The sequence below is a fragment of the Paraburkholderia sp. BL25I1N1 genome (genome assembly GCF_003002025.1).
Taxonomy (GTDB): Bacteria; Pseudomonadota; Gammaproteobacteria; order Burkholderiales; family Burkholderiaceae; genus Paraburkholderia.
Window position 1 is genome coordinate 19,078 of the sequence record NZ_PVZB01000004.1, and the last position, 18,872, is coordinate 37,949.

Genomic DNA, 18,872 nt, shown 5'->3' on the forward strand with positions numbered 1-18,872 from the left:
ATTCGTTGAAGGGATCGACTAACCACGCCGGCGCAATTCGATGCGCAGGTTTCGCGGCACCATCGAAAACGCGAACACTTCCTCCACCTCGGCCGCGTCGTTCACCAGCAGCAGATCGAAGTTGCGGCACAGCATGGCGACAGCCGATCTCACTTCCATCAAGGCGAGGCTGCGTCCCGGACACAGACGCGGTCCCGAGCCGAACGGCATGAACCCCGCCCGATGATGGCTGGCGGCACTCTCGCCGGTGAGCCAGCGGTCGGGATCGAATACGTCGGCCTCCGAATGGCCACCTTGCTGCAAACCCGCCTCGCGCGTCAATAGCGACAGCACCGCGCCCTTCGGGATCGCAATGTCGCCCACTTGCACGTCGTAATTCGGCTCGACTGCGAGAACGGGCGTAACGGATTTGAGGCGCATGGACTCGCTGATGACCGCGTTCAGATAGAGGAGGGCATCGCCCGCGTCAAAATCTTCGAGCATGGCCGCGGATCCGATAACGGCATCGACTTCTTCCTGCATTTTTCGCTGGACGTCTGGTAAAGACGCCATGAAGTACGCCACCCAGGCGATGGTGTTCGCCGTCGTGTCCTGTCCGGCCAGCAGGATGGTGAACACATTGGCCAGCACTTCGTCGTCTGTCAGCGGCGCTTCTCCTTCCTGTTGCGCCATGAGCAACGCCTCGAGCAGATTCGTGGGCATCGCGTCCGTCTCCGAGCGCTGCGCGAGCCGCGCGCGGTTGGCGGCGATCAGGTCCTTCGTGAGCGCCTGAACCGCAATCAACGCGCGATCCAGCGTCTTGTCGGCGGGTAGCTTGACGTAGTGCCAATAGGGGAAGGGCGCATTGATCCGCCGGTTGATCATCGGGAACACGACTTCGAGGTGCCGCTGGATCACGTCGCCCTCGCTCTCGATGGTGTCCATGTCATATCCGAACGCGAGATTGGTGGTGACGTCCACCGTGTATCGCATTAGGTCCTTCTGGATATCAATGGATTGCTGATCGCGATTCGCTTTCTCCCAGCGTTGCAGCAACCGACGTGTCATCTCGCAGAGCAGCGGAAAGAAGGCACGCAGATGCAGAGGATCCAGTGCCTTGGCGACGAGTTGCCGTTGCCGTCGCCAGGCCTCGCCTTCCATGGAGAAAACGCCGTTGATACCCAGTTCGCGCGCAACGGTTTCGATCACGTTCCAGCGGCGATAGGCGCCGGGGCGATCGCGCAAGACTTGACTGATGAGAATCGGATCGGCGATCGCAACGAACGGGCGGCCGATCAATCTGAACGTGTACACAGGGCCGAATTCTCTGGACCACTGTTCGAGGACGAGGTGCAGCTTCTCGGGACGTAGTTGCAACGTATTGCCGAGAAACGGAACGCGCTTTGGGCCAGGAAGCTGGTCAAGCGATCTCACGGGAGATTCGCGGCACGGCATTGTCCCAGCCGGGTCAGCGCGTTGCGCATTCCACGCGCGCACCTCGTTGCGATCGACTTTAACTTCGCCGTCCTCGACGATTGCGTCGAAGCGCTTCAGATTCGAACTGACCGGTCCCTGGTTGCAGCCTGACGAGCAGTCGAACTGCCAACTGTGTGCCCGGCAGGTGAGCACACCGTCTTTGACTGTGCCTTCGGACAGGAGGGTGCCTTGATGCGGGCAGTGTCCCTGAAAAATCGAAATGGCGTGACTGTGGCGAAGAACGATCAGATCGATTCCGTCGACGTTCGCCGCCTTGATGCCGTCGTCTTCAAGTTCTTTCGTGCGCGCTATTACTACCGTGTCCGGGGAACCCGAACGCACTGCCTGAAGACTCGCGTTCATTTTGTCGCTCCTTCGCGCCGGACGGGCATCGTTTCATCGATCGTGTGAACACAAGAGAGGCTCCGGCGTCTTGTCGACGGCGAACGCATTTGCGTTGCAACGTGCAACCAGGTTCTTGCAAGGCGTGAGGAAGCGGGCGCGTTCATGTCACTGCGCACCGCATTTAATTGGCGTCGTGAGCGGGCATCGGGGCGGAATCCTGTGGCTGGTCTGTACGACAGACAAGTCGCGATCCATGCTGTACTCCCCGAGGTCCGAGGAGGGCGCTCACCCAACCATACTAGTCGTTTATTAAAGGGAGCCAAGCACGCTATCTAGTGTCGTGCCGCCTTTTCGGCGCCTCGGTGACCCGGCTGTCGATTGCCGGATTGCGGGCGTTTGCCAGGGTCGGGAATCTTCCTGCGTACTACGAACTCTGCGGCGCATTGCGCGGATCGCATCGGCTGTCGTCGTGGTGGCGAAAAAAACTGCGCTGCCGGTGGCACGGCGCTTGCCATGCGTCGTCTGCACCGACGCCAGCTTGCCGTGAGGCGTTGGTAACGATTCTCATTTTTTGTCCCGCCAGTTCGATGCGCTATGCTGGGGTAATGGCCAAAAATACAAGACGCGAGGCAGGTTCGGTGTTGGTGCAATGCCACTGAAGATTTTGCCCGATCCATCGTCCTTCGCCGGCGCCGGGGGCTTCGCACACGAAACACGGAGGCAATATGCAAGGCGACCCAAAGGTCCTGGAATATCTGAACTCGCAACTGAAGAACGAACTCTCCGCGATCAATCAGTATTTCCTGCATGCGCGCATGTACAAGCATTGGGGGCTCGTCAAGCTCGGCAAGCATGAATATGACGAATCCATCGGCGAGATGAAGCATGCCGATCTGCTGATCGAACGTATCTTCCTGCTGAACGGCCTGCCGAATCTGCAAGACCTCCACAAGCTGCTAATCGGCGAAGAAACCAAAGAGATCATGGAGTGCGACCTGAAGCTGGAACAGATTTCGCAGGCCACCTGCAAGGAGGCCATCGTCTATTGCGAATCGGTTCGCGACTTCATCTCGCGGGAGATCCTGACCCATATTCTCGACGACACCGAGGAACATATCGACTGGCTCGAGACGAATCTTGAGTTGATCGACAAGGTCGGCATTCAGAACTATTTGCAATCGGGCATGGACTCGCCGGAGTGAGTTCGCTTTGGCAAATGTCCGACAGACAACGAACTGAACGCCGGCGGACCGGCCTGAGCGTCAACCGCATCATCGTGAGGCGACTGGCGGGAAATGGCCGCTCAGCGAGCGCTTTATTCGCGGCCTAGCGCCACGAATCGTTCGAGATGATGGTCCTCATCGCCGAGTTGATGATCGATCATCACGAGGCGCTTCGCGTAGTGGGCGAGCGGCAGTTCCCACGTCATGCCGATACCGCCATGCAACTGAATGCATTCTTCCGCGACTAGCGCGCCGATTCGCCCAATGCTGTACTTGGCCGCCGACACCGCGCGCTCCCGCACCTTGCGCTCGGCGCCGAGCGCCGCCGCGGCGTTGATCACGGCCGAGCGGCCCTGCTCGATCTCCAGCAGCAGATCGGCCATGCGATGCTGCAACGCCTGAAAGCTGCCGATCGGCACGCCGAACTGTTTGCGCGTGCGCAGATATTCGAGCGTATAGTCCTTGGCGACATCCATCGCGCCGACGGCTTCGGAACACAACGCGAGCACGCCGCAGCCAATCGCGTATTCGAGTGTCGCGAAGCCCGCGTCCATCGTGCCGAGCAATGCGCCCTCGTTCAGCGTGACGTTGTCGAAGGTCACTTCGGCAGCGCGGCCGCCGTCAATCTTGCGATAGCCGCGCACGCCGACACCGGGCGTATTGCGCGGCACGAGAAAGAGCGTCACGCCTGCTTCGCTATCGTCATCACCGCTGGTGCGTGCCGAGACCAGAAAAAGCGAAGCGTGCTCGCCGTGCTGAACCACGGCCTTGGCTCCGTTCAGTCGCCACGTGGAGCCGCTTCGCTCCGCGCGCGTCGTCACGCGGGATAGTTCATAGTGGCTGTCCGGTTCGCCGTGCGCGAGCGCGACGATCCGCGAGCCGTCGATCAATTCCGCGAGCGCGGCCTTCTGCGCTTTGTTGCCGCTGCGTGCAATGGCGCGGCCGACGATCAGCGTATCGAGAAACGGCTCGACCACGAGACCGCGGCCCAAGCTCTCGAACACTACGGCGATATCGAAACCGCCGCCGCCGAAACCGCCGTCCGCTTCATCGAACAGTGCGCCGATAATGCCGAGCTCGGCAAAGCGGCTCCACAAGTCGCTGCTATAGCCTTGGTCAGACTGAGCGATCCGGTCGCGCGTCGCGAAACCGTACTGCTCGCTGACAAAACGGTTCAGCGTATCCGCCAGCATGCGGCGGTCTTCGGTGTGCTGGAAATTCATGACGTGCGCCCCTTACAGTCCCAAGATCATTTTGGAAATGATGTTCTTCTGGATTTCGTTCGAGCCGCCGAAGATCGACAGCTTGCGATTGTTGAAATACAGCGACGCGGCGCTCGCGGCTTCGTCCGGGCCGACGGGCGTACCGTCGAAGCCGTCATGCAAGGCTTCCTCGATGAACGGCTGCGCGTAAGCGCCCATCGCGCGCCGCGTAAGCGATGAGATTTCCTGACGGATCTCCGTGCCGCGAATCTTCAGCATCGAACTTTCGGCGCCGGGCACGCCGCCGCCCGCCACTGCCGCGATCACGCGCAGATTGGTGGTCTTCATGTTCTCCAGATCGATCTCGACGCGCGCCATGCGCGCCGCGAACGCGGGGTCTTCCGCGAGCGGCCGGCCGTTGCGCCGCTGTTTCGCGGCGATTATGCGCAGGCGATTGAACGCGGCCACCGAGAAGCCGACGCCCGCAATATTGGTGCGCTCATACGTGAGCAGATACTTGGCGTAGGTCCAACCCTTGTTCTCTTCGCCGACGAGGTTCTCGACCGGCACGCGCACGTCGGTGAAAAACACTTCGTTGACTTCGTGCTCGCCGTCGAGCGTGATGATCGGGCGCACTTCGACGCCCGGCGTCTTCATGTCGATCAGCAGGAAGCTGATGCCTTCCTGTTTGCGCACATCGGTCGCGCTGCGCACGAGGCAAAAGATCATGTTCGCGTAGTGGCCGAGCGTGGTCCATGTCTTCTGTCCATTGACGATGTAGTGCTGGCCCTGCGCGTCGATGCCGCGCACAGCGGTGGTTTTGACCGACGCGAGATCGGAGCCGGCGCCCGGTTCCGAATAGCCTTGGCACCACCAGTCCGAGCCGTCGAGAATACGCGGCAGCCAATGGCGCTTTTGCGCTTCGCTGCCGTATTTGATCAGCACCGGGCCGAGCATGTTGACGCCGAACGGCACCACGCGCGGCGCGCCGGCCAGCGCGCATTCGTTTTCGAAGATGAATTTCCGCACCGAGTTCCAACCCGGGCCACCGTACTCTTTAGGCCAGTGATTGGCGAGCCAGCCTTGCGCGTTGAGAATGGCGTGCCACTCGGCCATGTCGTCGCGCGTGAGACGGCGGCCGCCGTGGACCTTGTCGGCGAGACGTTGCGGGAGCTTGTCGCGCAGAAAGGCCTGTACGTCGGCGCGGAAGGCTTCTTCCTCGGGAGTGAAGTTCAGATCCATGGCGGGTGTTCCGAATCGGGTGAGCGACCGGCGCGCACGGGCGCGTCCGGTCAGCCTGATGCAAGTCGATGATGATGCGCCGTTTCAGACGCTCTGGTTCAGGCTCGCGAAATCTGCGCCGCGTTCCACTAGTTCGACCAGCAGCGGCGAGGGCTTCCAGAAGAGCGGGTCTTGCTTGGCGAACTCGCGAATGTCGGCGAGGATCTTCGGCAGGCCGACCATGTCCGCATATTTCATCGGACCGCCGCGATAGCGCGGGAAGCCATAGCCGTACAGGAACGTCACGTCGACGTCCAACGGCCGCAACGCGATACGCTCGTGCACGACGTTGGCGCCTTCGTTGATCATCGCGGCCATGTAGCGGCGGATGATTTCATCGTCGGTGAAGGTGAGCGGCGTGATGCCGGCGCGCACGCGTTCGGCTTCGATGATCGCTTCGACTTCCGGGTCGGGCGCGCCGCTGCGCGATCCTTCGGGGTACAGATAGAAGCCGCGTCCGGTCTTCTGACCGAACCAGCCGCGCTCGCACAGGCGGTCGGCGATCTGCACATAACGCGCTGCGGGATCGCGCGTGGCCGCGCGCCGTTTGCGTGCCGCCCAGCCGATGTCGCCGCCCGCCAGATCGACCACCTGGAACGGTCCCATCGGAAAGCCGAGCGCGCGTACGGCTGCGTCGATCTGATAGGGCGAGGCGCCGTCTTCCATCATGGCGTCCGCGGCGCTGCGATACACAGCGAGCACGCGGTTGCCGATAAAGCCGTCGCACACGCCCGCGCGCACCGGCGTCTTGCGCAACTTTTTCGCCAGCTCGAACGCGGTGGCGACCACGTCGGCGCTGACCTGCTTCGGCACCACCACTTCCAGCAGCTTCATGATGTTGGCAGGCGAGAAGAAGTGCAGGCCGATCACGTCGGCGGGACGCGAAATGCTCGACGCGAGCGCGTCGATGTCGAGATACGAGGTGTTGGTCGCGAGCACCGCACCCGCTTTGCAGACGCGATCGAGTTCGGCGAACACCGCCTGTTTGACGGCGAGGTCTTCGAATACGGCTTCGATCACGAGGTCGGCGTCGGCGAGCGCATCGTATGACGTGCTGCCGCTCCAGCGCGCCATGAGCGCCGCTTTCTTTTCCACGCTCAGGCGGCCTTTGGCGATCAGGCCGTCGTAGACTTTTTCGATGTGCGCGCGGCCGCGTGCGAGCGACGCGTCGTCGCGTTCGATCATCGTCACCGGCAAGCCCGCGTCGAGCACCGCGACGGCGATGCCCGCGCCCATCGTGCCGCCGCCCACCACGCCGATCTTGTTCAGCGCGCGTGGTTTGGCGTCGCGCGTTTCCGGCGCCTTGAGCACTTCGCGCTCGGCAAAGAACGCGTGAATCAGGCCGGCGCGCTGCGGGCTGTCGATACATTCGAGGAACAGCTTGCGTTCGAGCCGCAGACCGTCGTCGAAAGGCTGTTCGATGGCGGCCTCGACGGCGTCGACGATTTTCAGCGGCGAGAACAGGCCACGCGATTTCTTCGCGGTTTCCGCCCGCGCCGTGGCCACGGCGGCGAGACTCGCGGCGCGGTCGCTGAGTGCCGACGCGTCGCGCGTGCGGCGCACCGGCGCGTGGGCGGCCAGCAACTCGTGCGCGTAGGCGAGCCCTTCGGCGAGGATGTCGTCGCTGCTGCCGAAGCGGTCGATCAGACCGAACGCGAGCGCTTCCTTCGCGCCGGCGTGGCGGCCGCTCAGGATCAGATCGAGCGCGGCCTGCGCGCCGATCAAACGCGGCGTGCGCTGCGTGCCGCCCGCGCCCGGCAACAGGCCGAGTTGCACTTCAGGCAAGCCGAGCTTCGCGCCGTCGACGGCAATCCGGTAATGCGCCGCGAGCGCCACTTCCAGACCGCCGCCGAGCGCCGCGCCATGAATCGCAGCGATTACCGGCTTCGTGCACGCCTCGATGCGGTTGCACACGTCCGGCAGCGAGGGTGGCACCGGCGGCTTGCCGAACTCGCGAATGTCCGCGCCGGCGATGAAATTGCGCCCCGCGCCGACGATCAGCACGGCTTCCACGGCCTTGTCGGCACCCGCGGCTTCGACGGCGGCGAGCAGGCCGCGCCGCACGTCGGCGGATAACGCGTTGACGGGCGCGTGGTCGATCGTCACGAGCAGCACCTTGCCGCGCAATTCGCGCGTGACAACATCGGCCGAAGGGTTGGGGGTCATGGCGTCTCCTGATTGTGATGGGCCGCATGGCAGAGCATGCCGGGTCTGGCGAACTGTCCCGATTGTGAGTCGGTCAAGGTTTATTGACAATTACATGGACGGTTGACAGACTGTCAAAGTTTCTTTGACAAAGGCGCCGCCATGGACGTCAATTCGCTGACCCTGCTGGTGGACATTCTGGACGCGGGCAATCTCAGTGAAGCCGCGCGCCGGCTGAAAATGAGCCGCGCGAACGTGAGCTACCACCTGAATCAGCTGGAGCGTTCCATCGGGCTGCAACTGGTGAGGCGCACCACGCGCCGCGTGGAGCCGACCGAGATCGGTCTGCAACTCTACGAACATGGCCGCACGATTCAGAACGCGCTGCTCGCCGCGCGCGAATCCGTCAGCACGCTCGGGCAGAGCCTGCAAGGGCGCGTGCGGCTGAGCGTGCCGAGCGGTTACGGGCAACTCGTCATGTCGGACTGGCTGATCGCGTTCAAACGGCTTTATCCAGGCATCGTGCTGGATGTGATGTTCGAGAACCGCGTTGAAGACCTGATGCGCGATGAAGTCGATATCGCCGTGCGCGTGATGTCCGAGCCGCCGCAAAACCTCGTCGCGCGCGACATGGGGCCGGTGCGGTATGTGGCATGCGCGTCGCCGGACTTTGCGGACAGGCACGGCATGCCGCAGCGGCTCGACGATCTGCGCACGGCGCCGCTGATTACCGCTGCAGTGGTCGGCCGGCAGTTGCGGGTAGCCGCCTATTTGCGCGATGAACGGCATGAAGTGCTGCTGGAGCCGAGCATCATCTCCGAGAATTTTCTGTTCTTGCGCCAGGCGGTGCTCGCCGGACTCGGCGTGGGCCTGGTGCCGGATTATGTGGTGCAGGACGATCTGCACCGCGGCGACGTGCTCACCGCGCTCGATGAATGGCGCTTAAGCATCTTCGGTACGCACATGTACATGCTGTATATGCCGAACCGGCATCACACGCGCGCGGCATCGACGTTCATCGATTTCATTTTGCAGCAGGCGCATGGCACGGGCAGAGGCTTGCCCGCGTAAACGACGAGGTTCATCTTGCATCTCGCGCAGGTATGCTACGCAAAAAGAGCGGAGACAAGAGATGAAATGGATCATCGGACTTCTAGCCGTGCTGGCACTCGCCGTAGTCGTTCTGTTGATCTCCCGCTTGCCGGGCGAGGACGCGATTCGTCTCGCCGGTTACGTGGCGACTGCCGCCTTTGCCGCGCTCATCAGCTTAGTGCTGCGCTGGCGCGCTAGCCGGGCCCAACAGCGCAATAAGCGGGCAGGGTGAGTACACGTCTCGCTATGCGGCCGGTACGCTCTCGCGCAACTCGTCGCCGAGAAAATCAATAAACGTCCTCAGCTTGGCCGACAAACGGTGCCGCTCCAGATAGATGGCGTGAATGTCCGCGTTCGGCAGCGCCCAGTCGGAGAGAAGCGGCACCAGTTCGCCGCGCCTTAAATGCCCCGCGATTTCCCACGCCGAGCGCACGGCCACGCCGCGGCCGTCGAGCGCCCACTTCAGCACGGCGCTGCCGTCGTTGCTGCTCAACGGACCGTCCACCTTCACCGTCTCCGATTTCTTGCCGCGCGAAAAATGCCACGTGCCGTACGCCGATTCGTTTTCGCGTAAAACGAGGCAGGCATGGCGCGTGAGATCGTGCGGCATTTGCGGTGCGCCGTGCCGCTTCACATAAGCCGGCGACGCGCATACGACGCGGCGGTTCTTCAGCAGCAAGCGCGCGTTGATGCGCGCATCCGGCACTTCGCCGAAACGAATCCCGAGATCGAAGCCTTCTTCCTGCAAGCTGACCGGCCGGTCCGTCAGATGCAACTGAATCTTCATCGACGGGAACCGCTCGCTGAAACGCGAAATCGCCGGGGCGATGTGCGCGCGGCCGAAACCGAACGACGCATTCACGCGCAACAGACCGGTCGGCTCGGCGCGACTCTGCGTGACCAGCTGTTCGAGTTCGGCGAGGTCGTCGAGGATGCGCGAGCCATTCGCCAGATAAATCTCGCCCTCCGCTGTCAGGCTCACTCGCCGCGTGGTGCGGTTCACGAGGCGCACGCCGAGACGCTGTTCGAGTTGCGCGAGCCGCTTGCTGATGGACGGCGGCGTGACGCCGAGTTCGCGCGCGGCCGCGGCGAGATTGCGATGGCGCGCCACCAGCGCGAACAGATTCAGGTCGGAAAAGCCGTCCATCGATTCGTTCCTAAAAGTTAATTCCGGATTGCGCTGAGAGAAACCATATCGCTACAGGCATCAATTAGACTTCATTCAAACATGGGAGGCAATGATGTTTGCAGGTTTCACAGACGCGTCGGCCGAGGTCGACGGCATTCGCATCAACGCGATTCGCGGCGGCAACGGGCCGGCTTTGTTGCTGCTGCATGGGCATCCCCAGACTCACGCGATCTGGCACAAGGTGGCACCGACGTTGGCGCGGCACTTCACGCTGATCGCCGCGGATTTGCGCGGCTACGGCGACAGCGGCAAACCGCAGGGCGCACACGACCACGCCAACTATTCGAAACGGCGCATGGCCGCCGATCAGGTCGCGCTGATGCGTGCGCAAGGTTTCGACCGCTTCGCCGTGATCGGCCACGATCGCGGCGGACGGGTGGCCGCCCGCATGGCGCTCGATCATCCGCAAACCGTGACCCGGCTCGTGACGCTAGACGTCGCGCCGACCCTTGCGATGTACGAACAGACCTCGTTCGATTTCGCGCGCGCTTACTGGCACTGGTTCTTTCTCGTGCGTCCCGCGCCGTTTCCCGAGACGTTGATTCGCGCGGATCCCGACCTCTATCTGAAGCAGACCATCGGCGCGCGCAGCGCCGGCCTCGCGCCGTTCACCGACGCGGCCTACGCCGAATATCTGCGCTGCCTGAGCGACCCCGGCACCGCGCACGGCATCTGCGAGGACTACCGTGCGAGCATCACGATCGACCTCGAACACGACCGCGCGTCGCTCGCTGAAGGGCGGAAGATCGAATGCGATTTCCTGGCGCTGTGGGGCGCGCAAGGCGTCATCGAACAATGCTTCGAGCCCCTCGCCGAATGGCGGAAGTGGTCGGCCAATGTGAGCGGCGAAGCGCTGCCGTGCGGCCACTACATTCCCGAGGAAGCGCCCGGGTTATTGCTCGAACGCGTCCTTCCGTTTCTGCAGATCTAGTCGCGCGGGCCTTCATCATGTCAACACGAACCCTTTACCAGAAGCTGGTCGATTCGCATGTCGTGGCGCGTGTCGATGAACAGAACGTGCTGCTGTACGTCGATCTGCATCTGATGAACGAATACACCAGCCCGCAAGCGTTCAGCGCGCTGGCCGCGAAAACGCGGCGCGTGCGCAGGCCGAAGCAGCAGCTCGCGGTGGTCAGTCACATCATTCCGACGCACGCGGAATCGCCGCGTGTGATTCGCGATGCCGCGTCGTTGCTGCTCGCGAACAACCTGGCGCGCAATTGCGCGGAGGCCGGCATCGCGTTGCATGCGGCGAACGATCCGCTGCAAGGCATCGAACATATCGTCGCGCCCGAGCGTGGGCTGGTTCGGCCGGGCATGGTCGTATTGTGCGGCGACAGCCACACCACCACGTATGGTGCGCTCGGCGCGTTGGGTTTCGGCATCGGCACGTCCGAGGTCGAGCATGTGCTCGCCACGCAGACGCTGGTCTATCGCGTCGCGCAGACCATGCGCATCACGATCGAGGGCGCGATGCCGTATGGCACGTCGTCGAAGGATCTGATTCTGTGGATCATCAGCCGCATCGGCGCGCAGGGCGCGCGCGGCTATGCGGTGGAATTCGCTGGATCGACCATCGCGTCGCTGTCGGCGGAAGCACGCATGACCTTGTGCAACATGACCGTAGAAGCGGGTGCGCGCGCCGCGCTGATCGCACCCGATGCCACCACGTTCGACTACATTCGCGCACACGCAACGTCGCTCGATGAGACCGCGTGGCACGCCGCGATGAGCGACTGGCGCGAACTGAAATCGGACCCGGGCGCGCGCTTCGATAGCGAGCATCGTTTCAATGCGCGCGATATCGCGCCGTTTGTCACGTGGGGCACGAGTCCCGACCAGGCCATCGCCGTCGACGAACTGATTCCCGCCGCGGCCACGCAAAAGACACCGGAAGCCGCCGCCGCGTTGCGCCGCGCGCTCGACTATATCGGCCTCGAAGCGGATCAGCCGATTGCGGGCACACCGATCGATCGCGTGTTCATCGGCTCCTGCACCAATGGACGCATTGAAGACCTGCGCATCGTCGCGTCGATCGTCGCGGGGCGCCACGTAGCGCAGGGCGTGCGCGCGATGGTCGTGCCCGGCTCGGGCAGCGTGCGACGCCAGGCGGAAGCGGAAGGCATCGCGGCGACATTGCGCGAGGCCGGCTTCGAATGGCGCGAGCCGGGCTGCTCGATGTGTCTCGCGATGAACGACGATTTTCTGACGCTCGACGAACGGTGTGCCTCGACCACCAACCGCAACTTCGAAGGACGCCAGGGCCGTGGCGGCCGTACTCACCTGATGAGCCCCGCGATGGCCGCGGCGGCCGCATTGACCGGACGCATCACCGACGTCCGCACGCTGGAGACGCAGTCATGAGACTTACCGAAATCCACGGCACCGCGGCGCCTTTGCCAATCGAAAACCTCGATACCGATCAGATCATGCCGAAGCAGTTTCTGCGCATTATCGACAAGGCGGGGCTCAAGGATGGCTTGCTTTACGACCTGCGTTTCGATGCGCAAGGCGAGCCGCGTAGCGACTGCGTGCTGAATCAGCCTGAGTATCGCGACGCGCGCATTCTGATCGGCGGCTCGAACTTCGGCTGCGGGTCGAGCCGCGAGCACGCGGTGTGGGGACTTCAGCAAGCCGGTTTCGAGGCGGTCATCGCGTCGAGCTTCGCGGAGATTTTCTATTCGAACGCGATGAACAACCGTCTGCTGCTCGTGCAACTTGAACGCGACGAAATCGACGTCCTGTTGCGTGACGCGGCAACGCAACCCGCGGCGCCGCTGCATATCGACATCCAACGGCAAACGGTGACGTCAGCCACGGGACGCGTGTTTGCGTTTCCACTAGGCGCTCGTCATAAACAGATGGTGGTCGAAGGCATGGACACCATCGATCTGACGCTCGCTTCATTGCACGACATCGAAGCATTCGAGCGAGACCATTTCGCGCGGCATAGCTGGGCCGCCGTGTTGTAACACCTTGGCGACATCCAGGTCGCCACTCAACGCTAACCGCGCGTGACCCATTCCCCGACAGAAGGGAAGGGACACGCTTTGCCTGTCAAAACGGAGGAGACATGAAACGCAAACCGCTCTACAAAGTGCTGTATGTGCAGGTGATCGTGGCGATCATCATCGGCGTGGCGTTGGGGCATTTTCTGCCCACGGACGCCGTGGCGATGAAACCGCTCGGCGATGCCTTCATCAAACTCGTGCGCATGATCATCAGCCCGGTGATTTTCTGCACGGTCGTGACCGGTATTGCCAGCATGCACGACATGCGCAAAGTCGGGCGCGTCGGCGGCAAGGCCTTGCTGTATTTCGAGGTGGTGTCGACGCTCGCACTGGCGATCGGCCTGCTCGCCGCGCATGTGCTGAAACCGGGCATCGGCTTCAACGTCGATCCCGCCACGCTCGATGCCGGCGCGATCGCGAGTTATGCCGCGCAAGCCGCACACGGCGAAGGGCTCGCTGGCTTCTTCATGCACATCATTCCCGATACGTTCGCCGGCGCTTTCACGCAGGGCGATATTCTGCCGGTGCTGCTGATCGCAATGTTGTTCGGCACCGCGCTCGCGGTGCTGGGCGAACCCGCCAAACCGCTGATCGGTCTGATCGACCTGCTGTCTAAAACGTTCTTCCGCATCGTGCGGATGATCACCAGCCTCGCGCCGATCGGCGCGTTCGGTGCGATCGCGTTCACGATCGGCAAATACGGCATCGTCTCCTTGCTGCCGATGGTGAAACTGATCGGCACGTTCTATCTGACCGCGTTTCTGTTCGTCTCGTGCGGCCTTGGTCTGATTGCGCGAGCATGCGGATTCAGTTTGTGGCGCTTCGTCGTCTATATCAAGGATGAGTTGCTGATCGTGCTCGGCACTTCCACGTCGGAAGCCGCGCTGCCGCAACTGATGGAGAAGCTGGAGCGGCTCGGCTGCTCGCGCGGCATTGTCGGTCTCGTGGTGCCGACTGGCTACTCGTTCAATCTCGACGGCACCAATATCTACATGACGCTCGCGGTGCTGTTTCTCGCGCAGGCCACCAACACGCATTTGACGATCGCTCAGGAAATCACGCTGCTGGCGGTGACGATGCTGACGTCCAAGGGTTCGACGGGCGTCACGGGGGCAGGGTTCATCACGCTGGCTGCGAGTCTTTCCGTGGTGCCGACTGTGCCGGTGACGGCGATGGTGCTGATTCTCGGCATCGACAGGTTTATGTCCGAGTGCCGGGCGCTGACCAATACGATGGGCAACGGCGTGGCGTCGATTGTGATTGCGGCGTGGGAGAAGGAACTGGATCGGGACAAGCTGAGGGCGGCGTTGGCGCGGCCACGTTCGCGGCCGGTTGACGATCTGGCCGGCGCGCTCGATGAACGCACGACGGTGGGTGCCGCGCGGGAAGTCGAGTGGACTGGAGTTGAGCATGGCTCAAAAATTAATGAAATACCAAGCACGAAATAAGGGAAATAAAATTGAGGGTGACAACAACGCGCGAACAAAACTTGAGCTAAACTCAGAAAACATCGAAAGCGCAGTTCGTGAAGGAGACACCCGAATGCCCGCAGCTTCGTCGAGTACCTCGCCGCCATCCCGCGGCTATCGTTCAGTTTTCCGCGAAGGTCTTTTCTCCGGCAAGGTGGTGATCGTCACCGGCGCGGGCAGCGGACTTGGCCGATGCACCGCTCACGAACTGGCGTCCTTGGGGGCGACCCTGGCGCTGGTCGGCCGAAGCGAAGACAAGTTGAAAGCGGTGCAGGCCGAACTGGCCACGGATCATCCGTCCTCCGGCAACGGCCACAAGATTTACTCCTGCGACATCCGCAACGAGCAGCAGGTTCGTGAGACGATCACTTCGATCATCACGGATCTGGGCCACGTGGACGGCCTCTTCAACTGTGCAGGCGGCCAATTCCCCGCGAGGCTCGAAAAGATCTCCCTGAACGGTTGGGACGCGGTCGTGCGCAACAATCTGCACGGCACGTTTCTGATGTCCCGCGAGTGCTATACCCAATGGATGCAGCATCACGGCGGCGCGATCGTGAACATGCTGGCGGACATCTGGGGCGGCATGCCTGGCATGGGGCACTCGGGCGCGGCGCGTGCGGGCGTATGGAACTTCACCGAAACGGCCGCCTGCGAATGGGGCCACGCCGGCGTTAGAGTCAATGCGGTCGCGCCCGGCTGGATTGCGTCGGCGGGCATGGACAGCTACAACGAAGAGTACCAGGCGCTGCTGCGCACGCTGAAGCACAAGGTGCCGTTGCAGCGTTTCGGCACGGAATCGGAACTCGCCAGCGCGGCGGTCTTTCTGTTGTCGGAGGCGTCGGCGTTTATCAACGGTACGGTGATCCGTGTCGACGGCGGCGTGCCGAACGCGCGCCATTCATGGCCGCTCACTGAAGCGCAGCGTACGATCGAATATAACGGCTTCCCGCGCTATCAACCGCCGACGGGCTTGCAGGAGCAGACAGGATGAATCTCGACGGCCAGACCTACGAGTCGCTCGCGGCAAACTTCGCCTGGGACATCCCGGCGCGCTACAACATCGGTGTCGATGTATGCGACAAATGGGCCGACGGTTCGGGCCGCCTCGCGCTGATCTACGAGGACGCCGAGGGCAACGCCACCCGCTATACGTTCGACCAGTTGAAGGCGCTGTCCGATCGCTTTGCCAATGCGCTGCTCGCGGCGGGCGCGCAACGCGGCGACCGCATCGGCATCTTCCTGTCGCAATCGATCGAAACGGCGCTCGCGCATCTCGCCGCCTACAAGGCCGGCATGGTGGCCGTGCCGCTCTTCGCGCTGTTCGGCGTCGACGCGATCGAACACCGGCTCGGCGACAGTGGTGCGGTGGCATTGATCACCGATCACGCCGGCGTGCGGAAGGTCGACGAAATCCGCGCGGCATTGCCGGCATTGCGCCATGTCTTCAGCGTGGATATCGATCAGGACAACGGCGATCCGCAAGCGCCCGTGCATTCATTCTGGCAGGCGCTGAACAGCGCGTCCGCCAGCTTCACGCCCGCCGACACCGGCGCCGACGATCCCGCGGTGATCATCTATACCTCGGGCACGACCGGCAAGCCGAAGGGCGCGCTGCATGGGCATCGCGTGTTGCTGGGTCATCTGCCGGGTGTCGAGATGTCGCAGCAGGGCTTTCCGGCGCACGCCACGCTCATGTGGACGCCCGCGGACTGGGCGTGGATCGGCGGCCTGTTCGACGTGCTGCTGCCGTCGTGGCATCACGGCGTCGCGGTGCTGGCGCGCCGCTTTGCGAAATTCGACGGCGAGGCCGCGTTCGATCTGATGGCGCGTCACGCGGTCTCGCATACGTTCTTGCCGCCGACCGCTCTGAAGATGATGCGCGGCGTCGAGCATCCCGAACGCTGGAGCCTCGCATTGCGCTCGGTGGCAAGCGGCGGCGAATCGCTCGGCGAGGAATTGATCGGCTGGGGCCGCAAGGCGCTGCGCGTGACGATCAACGAGTTCTACGGGCAGACGGAATGCAACGTGGTGGTGTCCTCGTGCGCGGCGCTGTTCGAGCCGCGCTTCGGCGCGATCGGCCGCGCGGTGCCCGGGCATCATGTCGCGATCGTCGACATGGACGGCAACGAACTGCCTCAAGGCGCAATCGGCGCAATCGGCGATATCGCGGTGGCCGCGCCCGATCCGGTCATGTTCCTCGGCTACTGGGGCAACGAGGCGGCCACGCGCGAAAAATTCCGCGGCAAGTTTCTGCTGACTGGCGACCTCGGCACGCGCGACGCGGACGGTTTCATTCGCTTCGTCGGCCGTGGCGACGATGTGATCACGAGCGCCGGTTATCGAATCGGACCGGCTTCGATCGAAGATTCTTTGCTGCGTCATCCGGCAGTTTCGATGGCGGCCGTGATCGGCGCGCCGGATCCCGAGCGCACCGAGATCGTGATGGCGTTCGTGGTGCTCAAGGCCGGTTTTGTCGGCGACGAGGCGCTCGTGCGCGAGATCCAGCATCACGTCAAAACGCGCCTTGCCGCGCACGAATATCCGCGCGAGATCCGCTTTGTCGACAGCCTGCCGTTGACGCCGACCGGCAAGGTGATCCGCAAAGCCTTGCGCGAGGGACTCGCACAAGAAGGTAACGATTCCGCCGCAAAACCATGAGCACGGATCCGCGCTCACCTTCCACGCGCAGCGGCAGGGCGCTCCGGACGCCGGGCACTCAACCGGGCCCGGCCTCGCTCGACGATACCGACCGCAAGCTGCTCGCACTGCTCGCCGAAGACGCCACGCGCACTTACGCGGAACTCGGCAAGCTGCTGTTCCTGTCGGCGCCCGCGGTCCACGAACGCACCCGGCGTTTGAAGAAGGAAGGCGTAATCAAGGCCACGGTCGCCGCGCTCGACGGCGCGAGGCTGAATCGCCCGTTGCTTGCGTTCGTGCATGTCGATACGACGAGCTGGGCGGTGACGCGGCAACTGCTGGCGCTGCAGGAACTGCCCGATGTCGAGGAGATTCATACCGTGACGGGCGAGAGCGCAATGTTGCTCAAGGTCCGCACGCGCGATACGCAATCACTCGAACAACTGCTCGCGCGTATTCACGCGATCGAAGGCTTTACCGGCACGCGCAGCTATATCGCGCTGACCACCTATCTGGAGCGCGGCCCGAGTCCTGAACTCTGAGCGCGCTAGCAGCGCGGCGTGTCACGCATGCAGTGAGAGACCTTTCACGGCTTTATCGACCGCCTTCTTCGGCCCGCGCACGGCAATGCCGACGAGGTCGGGCGCGTCGGCGGGTTCGGCGCGGAATACTTCGCGGTTCGCCTGATCGTGGCCCGTTGCGAACATCGCGCGCACATACACGGCGCGCGTCAATTCGCGTTCAATGCCCTGGCGAAACGCGCGCAGCAAACCCGCGTTGTCCGCCTGATACACCATCATCGGCTGGCCGAGCAGCGGCGCGTGCCGGCGGCCCGCCGCGTCCTCGTACGGCTCGCCCATCGCTTCCGGTGCGGCGCCGGCGATCCCCGTCGCGAGAAACGCGGTCACATTGAGTTTTTGCCAGACAGCGAGATCGTCCAGCACGATGATCGCGACTTTCGTATCGAATTCCATAACGCACTACGCTCCACGGCATTTAGAAAGACATCAGAACCCGATCTTATGGAAACTCGACGCACGTGTGTATGACCGTGAGGCAAAAACGAATGCGCTTCACCGGATGTGCGTGGGCGCTACGTCGACGTCGGGTTTTGCCTAATGTCATTCGGCACATGCTCGCATGAGCAGGCCGGCGTGCTGCAATGCAACCTGAGTGCGCGCCACGTCCATCAATGTTCGCGCCGTCGACGCGCGAGCGAAGTCCCTGCAAGCGACGCTGCTGCAACATAGGGCAAGTCCCTGGCGCGATTTAGCCGTGCATTACCACTCGCGTGTGCGTCCTCCTAAACTTCATCCAAACAGGAGGGGACACCGATGGCCAAACTCATCCACACGATGATCCGTGTGCAGGATCTGCCGCGCTCGCTCGCGTTCTATCAAAAGGCTTTCAATTTCGACGTATCGCACCGGCTCGATTTTCCGGACTTCACGCTCGCTTATTTGCGCAACGCCGAAGCCGACGCCGAAATAGAACTGACCTGGAACAAAGGCCGCGAGGAACCGTATTCGCACGGCGACGGCTACGGCCATGTCGCTTTCGTGGTCGACGATGCGAAACACGAACGGCAGCGTCTACTCGATCTCGGCATGATGCCCAACGATCTGCGCGAGTTTCACAACGACGACGGCGAGTTGCTGGCGCGTTATTTTTTCATTCAGGACCCTGACGGCTACAAGATCGAAGTGTTGGAACGCCACGGCCACTATCAATAGCCAAAGTAATCCGGCGGCCGCCGCGCGTAGTTGCAATACCCCACAAGCAACCATCTTGGATGGGACCGGAATAAGGCGCTGAAGCGC

Annotated in this window: 17 protein-coding genes; 11 read left to right on the forward strand and 6 right to left on the reverse strand. The window is 62.8% G+C overall.

From position 1 onward, the window contains the following. Positions 1–18: 18 nt before the first annotated feature. On the reverse strand, positions 19–1,818 hold the full coding sequence (locus B0G73_RS06880) for a cytochrome P450 (RefSeq protein ID WP_106279218.1): 1,800 nt from the start codon (positions 1,816–1,818) through the stop codon (positions 19–21). Between the two features lie 707 nt (positions 1,819–2,525). Between B0G73_RS06880 and bfr the strand changes: the two genes are divergently transcribed. After that, entirely contained in the window at positions 2,526–3,002 is a 477-nt protein-coding gene (bfr, locus tag B0G73_RS06885; protein ID WP_106279220.1) for a bacterioferritin, read from the forward strand. A 113-nt stretch (positions 3,003–3,115) separates the two neighbouring features. On the opposite strand, the gene B0G73_RS06890 is transcribed toward bfr, so the two are convergent. The 3 genes from B0G73_RS06890 to B0G73_RS06900 form a co-directional block, all read right to left on the reverse strand. Further along, a complete protein-coding gene (locus B0G73_RS06890; protein ID WP_106279222.1) occupies positions 3,116–4,246 on the reverse strand; it encodes an acyl-CoA dehydrogenase family protein in 1,131 nt (376 codons plus the stop codon). A 12-nt stretch (positions 4,247–4,258) separates the two neighbouring features. Next, positions 4,259–5,467, reverse strand: coding sequence for an acyl-CoA dehydrogenase family protein (locus B0G73_RS06895; RefSeq protein ID WP_106279224.1), 1,209 nt, complete (start codon positions 5,465–5,467; stop codon positions 4,259–4,261). A gap of 84 nt (positions 5,468–5,551) precedes the next feature. Then, on the reverse strand, positions 5,552–7,672 hold the full coding sequence (locus B0G73_RS06900; RefSeq protein WP_106279226.1) for a 3-hydroxyacyl-CoA dehydrogenase NAD-binding domain-containing protein: 2,121 nt from the start codon (positions 7,670–7,672) through the stop codon (positions 5,552–5,554). A gap of 141 nt (positions 7,673–7,813) precedes the next feature. On the opposite strand from B0G73_RS06900, the gene B0G73_RS06905 reads away from it, so the two are divergent. Both B0G73_RS06905 and B0G73_RS06910 read left to right on the forward strand, forming a co-directional pair. After that, positions 7,814–8,722, forward strand: coding sequence for a LysR family transcriptional regulator (locus tag B0G73_RS06905; RefSeq protein ID WP_106279228.1), 909 nt, complete (start codon positions 7,814–7,816; stop codon positions 8,720–8,722). A 61-nt stretch (positions 8,723–8,783) separates the two neighbouring features. Next, complete coding sequence (locus tag B0G73_RS06910; RefSeq protein WP_106279230.1) at positions 8,784–8,975, forward strand: hypothetical protein; 192 nt, start codon at positions 8,784–8,786, stop codon at positions 8,973–8,975. Positions 8,976–8,987: 12 nt separating this feature from the next. Here the strand turns inward: B0G73_RS06910 and B0G73_RS06915 are convergent, their stop codons facing one another. Next, entirely contained in the window at positions 8,988–9,890 is a 903-nt protein-coding gene (locus B0G73_RS06915) for a LysR family transcriptional regulator (RefSeq protein ID WP_106279232.1), read from the reverse strand. A gap of 94 nt (positions 9,891–9,984) precedes the next feature. Between B0G73_RS06915 and B0G73_RS06920 the strand changes: the two genes are divergently transcribed. The 7 genes from B0G73_RS06920 to B0G73_RS06950 all read left to right on the forward strand — a co-directional run bounded on the left by B0G73_RS06920 (position 9,985) and on the right by B0G73_RS06950 (position 17,594). Further along, positions 9,985–10,863: an alpha/beta fold hydrolase gene (locus tag B0G73_RS06920; protein WP_106279737.1), complete on the forward strand. Its 879-nt coding sequence runs from the start codon at positions 9,985–9,987 to the stop codon at positions 10,861–10,863. 17 nt (positions 10,864–10,880) lie between these two features. Further along, positions 10,881–12,296 (forward strand): 3-isopropylmalate dehydratase large subunit, encoded by a 1,416-nt coding sequence (gene leuC, locus B0G73_RS06925; RefSeq protein WP_106279234.1) that lies wholly within the window; start codon positions 10,881–10,883, stop codon positions 12,294–12,296. Then, complete coding sequence (gene leuD, locus B0G73_RS06930) at positions 12,293–12,904, forward strand: 3-isopropylmalate dehydratase small subunit (protein WP_106279236.1); 612 nt, start codon at positions 12,293–12,295, stop codon at positions 12,902–12,904. Before leuC ends, leuD begins: the two co-directional genes overlap by 4 nt. Positions 12,905–13,005: 101 nt before the next feature. Beyond that, complete coding sequence (locus B0G73_RS06935; protein WP_106279238.1) at positions 13,006–14,391, forward strand: dicarboxylate/amino acid:cation symporter; 1,386 nt, start codon at positions 13,006–13,008, stop codon at positions 14,389–14,391. A gap of 94 nt (positions 14,392–14,485) precedes the next feature. After that, the gene (locus tag B0G73_RS06940; RefSeq protein WP_106279240.1) at positions 14,486–15,406 is read left to right on the forward strand and encodes an SDR family oxidoreductase; all 921 of its coding nucleotides are present in this window, start codon (positions 14,486–14,488) and stop codon (positions 15,404–15,406) included. Continuing rightward, entirely contained in the window at positions 15,403–17,073 is a 1,671-nt protein-coding gene (locus tag B0G73_RS06945) for an acyl-CoA synthetase (RefSeq protein WP_106279242.1), read from the forward strand. The genes B0G73_RS06940 and B0G73_RS06945 overlap by 4 nt, the downstream gene beginning before the upstream one ends. Beyond that, a complete protein-coding gene (locus B0G73_RS06950) occupies positions 17,070–17,594 on the forward strand; it encodes an Lrp/AsnC family transcriptional regulator (protein WP_106279244.1) in 525 nt (174 codons plus the stop codon). Before B0G73_RS06945 ends, B0G73_RS06950 begins: the two co-directional genes overlap by 4 nt. A 21-nt stretch (positions 17,595–17,615) precedes the next feature. Here the strand turns inward: B0G73_RS06950 and B0G73_RS06955 are convergent, their stop codons facing one another. Beyond that, positions 17,616–18,026, reverse strand: a complete 411-nt coding sequence (locus B0G73_RS06955; RefSeq protein WP_106279245.1) for a DUF2000 domain-containing protein — start codon at positions 18,024–18,026, stop codon at positions 17,616–17,618. A gap of 360 nt (positions 18,027–18,386) precedes the next feature. On the opposite strand from B0G73_RS06955, the gene B0G73_RS06960 reads away from it, so the two are divergent. After that, complete coding sequence (locus tag B0G73_RS06960; protein ID WP_106279247.1) at positions 18,387–18,785, forward strand: VOC family protein; 399 nt, start codon at positions 18,387–18,389, stop codon at positions 18,783–18,785. Positions 18,786–18,872: the final 87 nt, after the last annotated feature.

What these genes read in the sequence shown, in the direction of transcription:
- B0G73_RS06900 (WP_106279226.1), bottom strand. Translation starts at nt 7,672, where the DNA reads ATGACCCCCAACCCTTCGGCCGATGTTGTCACGCGCGAATTGCGCGGC.
- B0G73_RS06915 (WP_106279232.1), bottom strand. Translation starts at nt 9,890, where the DNA reads ATGGACGGCTTTTCCGACCTGAATCTGTTCGCGCTGGTGGCGCGCCAT.
- B0G73_RS06895 (WP_106279224.1), bottom strand. Translation starts at nt 5,467, where the DNA reads ATGGATCTGAACTTCACTCCCGAGGAAGAAGCCTTCCGCGCCGACGTA.
- B0G73_RS06960 (WP_106279247.1), top strand. Translation starts at nt 18,387, where the DNA reads ATGGCCAAACTCATCCACACGATGATCCGTGTGCAGGATCTGCCGCGC.
- B0G73_RS06920 (WP_106279737.1), top strand. Translation starts at nt 9,985, where the DNA reads ATGTTTGCAGGTTTCACAGACGCGTCGGCCGAGGTCGACGGCATTCGC.
- B0G73_RS06940 (WP_106279240.1), top strand. Translation starts at nt 14,486, where the DNA reads ATGCCCGCAGCTTCGTCGAGTACCTCGCCGCCATCCCGCGGCTATCGT.
- bfr (WP_106279220.1), top strand. Translation starts at nt 2,526, where the DNA reads ATGCAAGGCGACCCAAAGGTCCTGGAATATCTGAACTCGCAACTGAAG.
- leuC (WP_106279234.1), top strand. Translation starts at nt 10,881, where the DNA reads ATGTCAACACGAACCCTTTACCAGAAGCTGGTCGATTCGCATGTCGTG.
- B0G73_RS06910 (WP_106279230.1), top strand. Translation starts at nt 8,784, where the DNA reads ATGAAATGGATCATCGGACTTCTAGCCGTGCTGGCACTCGCCGTAGTC.
- B0G73_RS06945 (WP_106279242.1), top strand. Translation starts at nt 15,403, where the DNA reads ATGAATCTCGACGGCCAGACCTACGAGTCGCTCGCGGCAAACTTCGCC.
- B0G73_RS06955 (WP_106279245.1), bottom strand. Translation starts at nt 18,026, where the DNA reads ATGGAATTCGATACGAAAGTCGCGATCATCGTGCTGGACGATCTCGCT.
- B0G73_RS06950 (WP_106279244.1), top strand. Translation starts at nt 17,070, where the DNA reads ATGAGCACGGATCCGCGCTCACCTTCCACGCGCAGCGGCAGGGCGCTC.
- B0G73_RS06880 (WP_106279218.1), bottom strand. Translation starts at nt 1,818, where the DNA reads ATGAACGCGAGTCTTCAGGCAGTGCGTTCGGGTTCCCCGGACACGGTA.
- B0G73_RS06905 (WP_106279228.1), top strand. Translation starts at nt 7,814, where the DNA reads ATGGACGTCAATTCGCTGACCCTGCTGGTGGACATTCTGGACGCGGGC.
- leuD (WP_106279236.1), top strand. Translation starts at nt 12,293, where the DNA reads ATGAGACTTACCGAAATCCACGGCACCGCGGCGCCTTTGCCAATCGAA.
- B0G73_RS06890 (WP_106279222.1), bottom strand. Translation starts at nt 4,246, where the DNA reads ATGAATTTCCAGCACACCGAAGACCGCCGCATGCTGGCGGATACGCTG.
- B0G73_RS06935 (WP_106279238.1), top strand. Translation starts at nt 13,006, where the DNA reads ATGAAACGCAAACCGCTCTACAAAGTGCTGTATGTGCAGGTGATCGTG.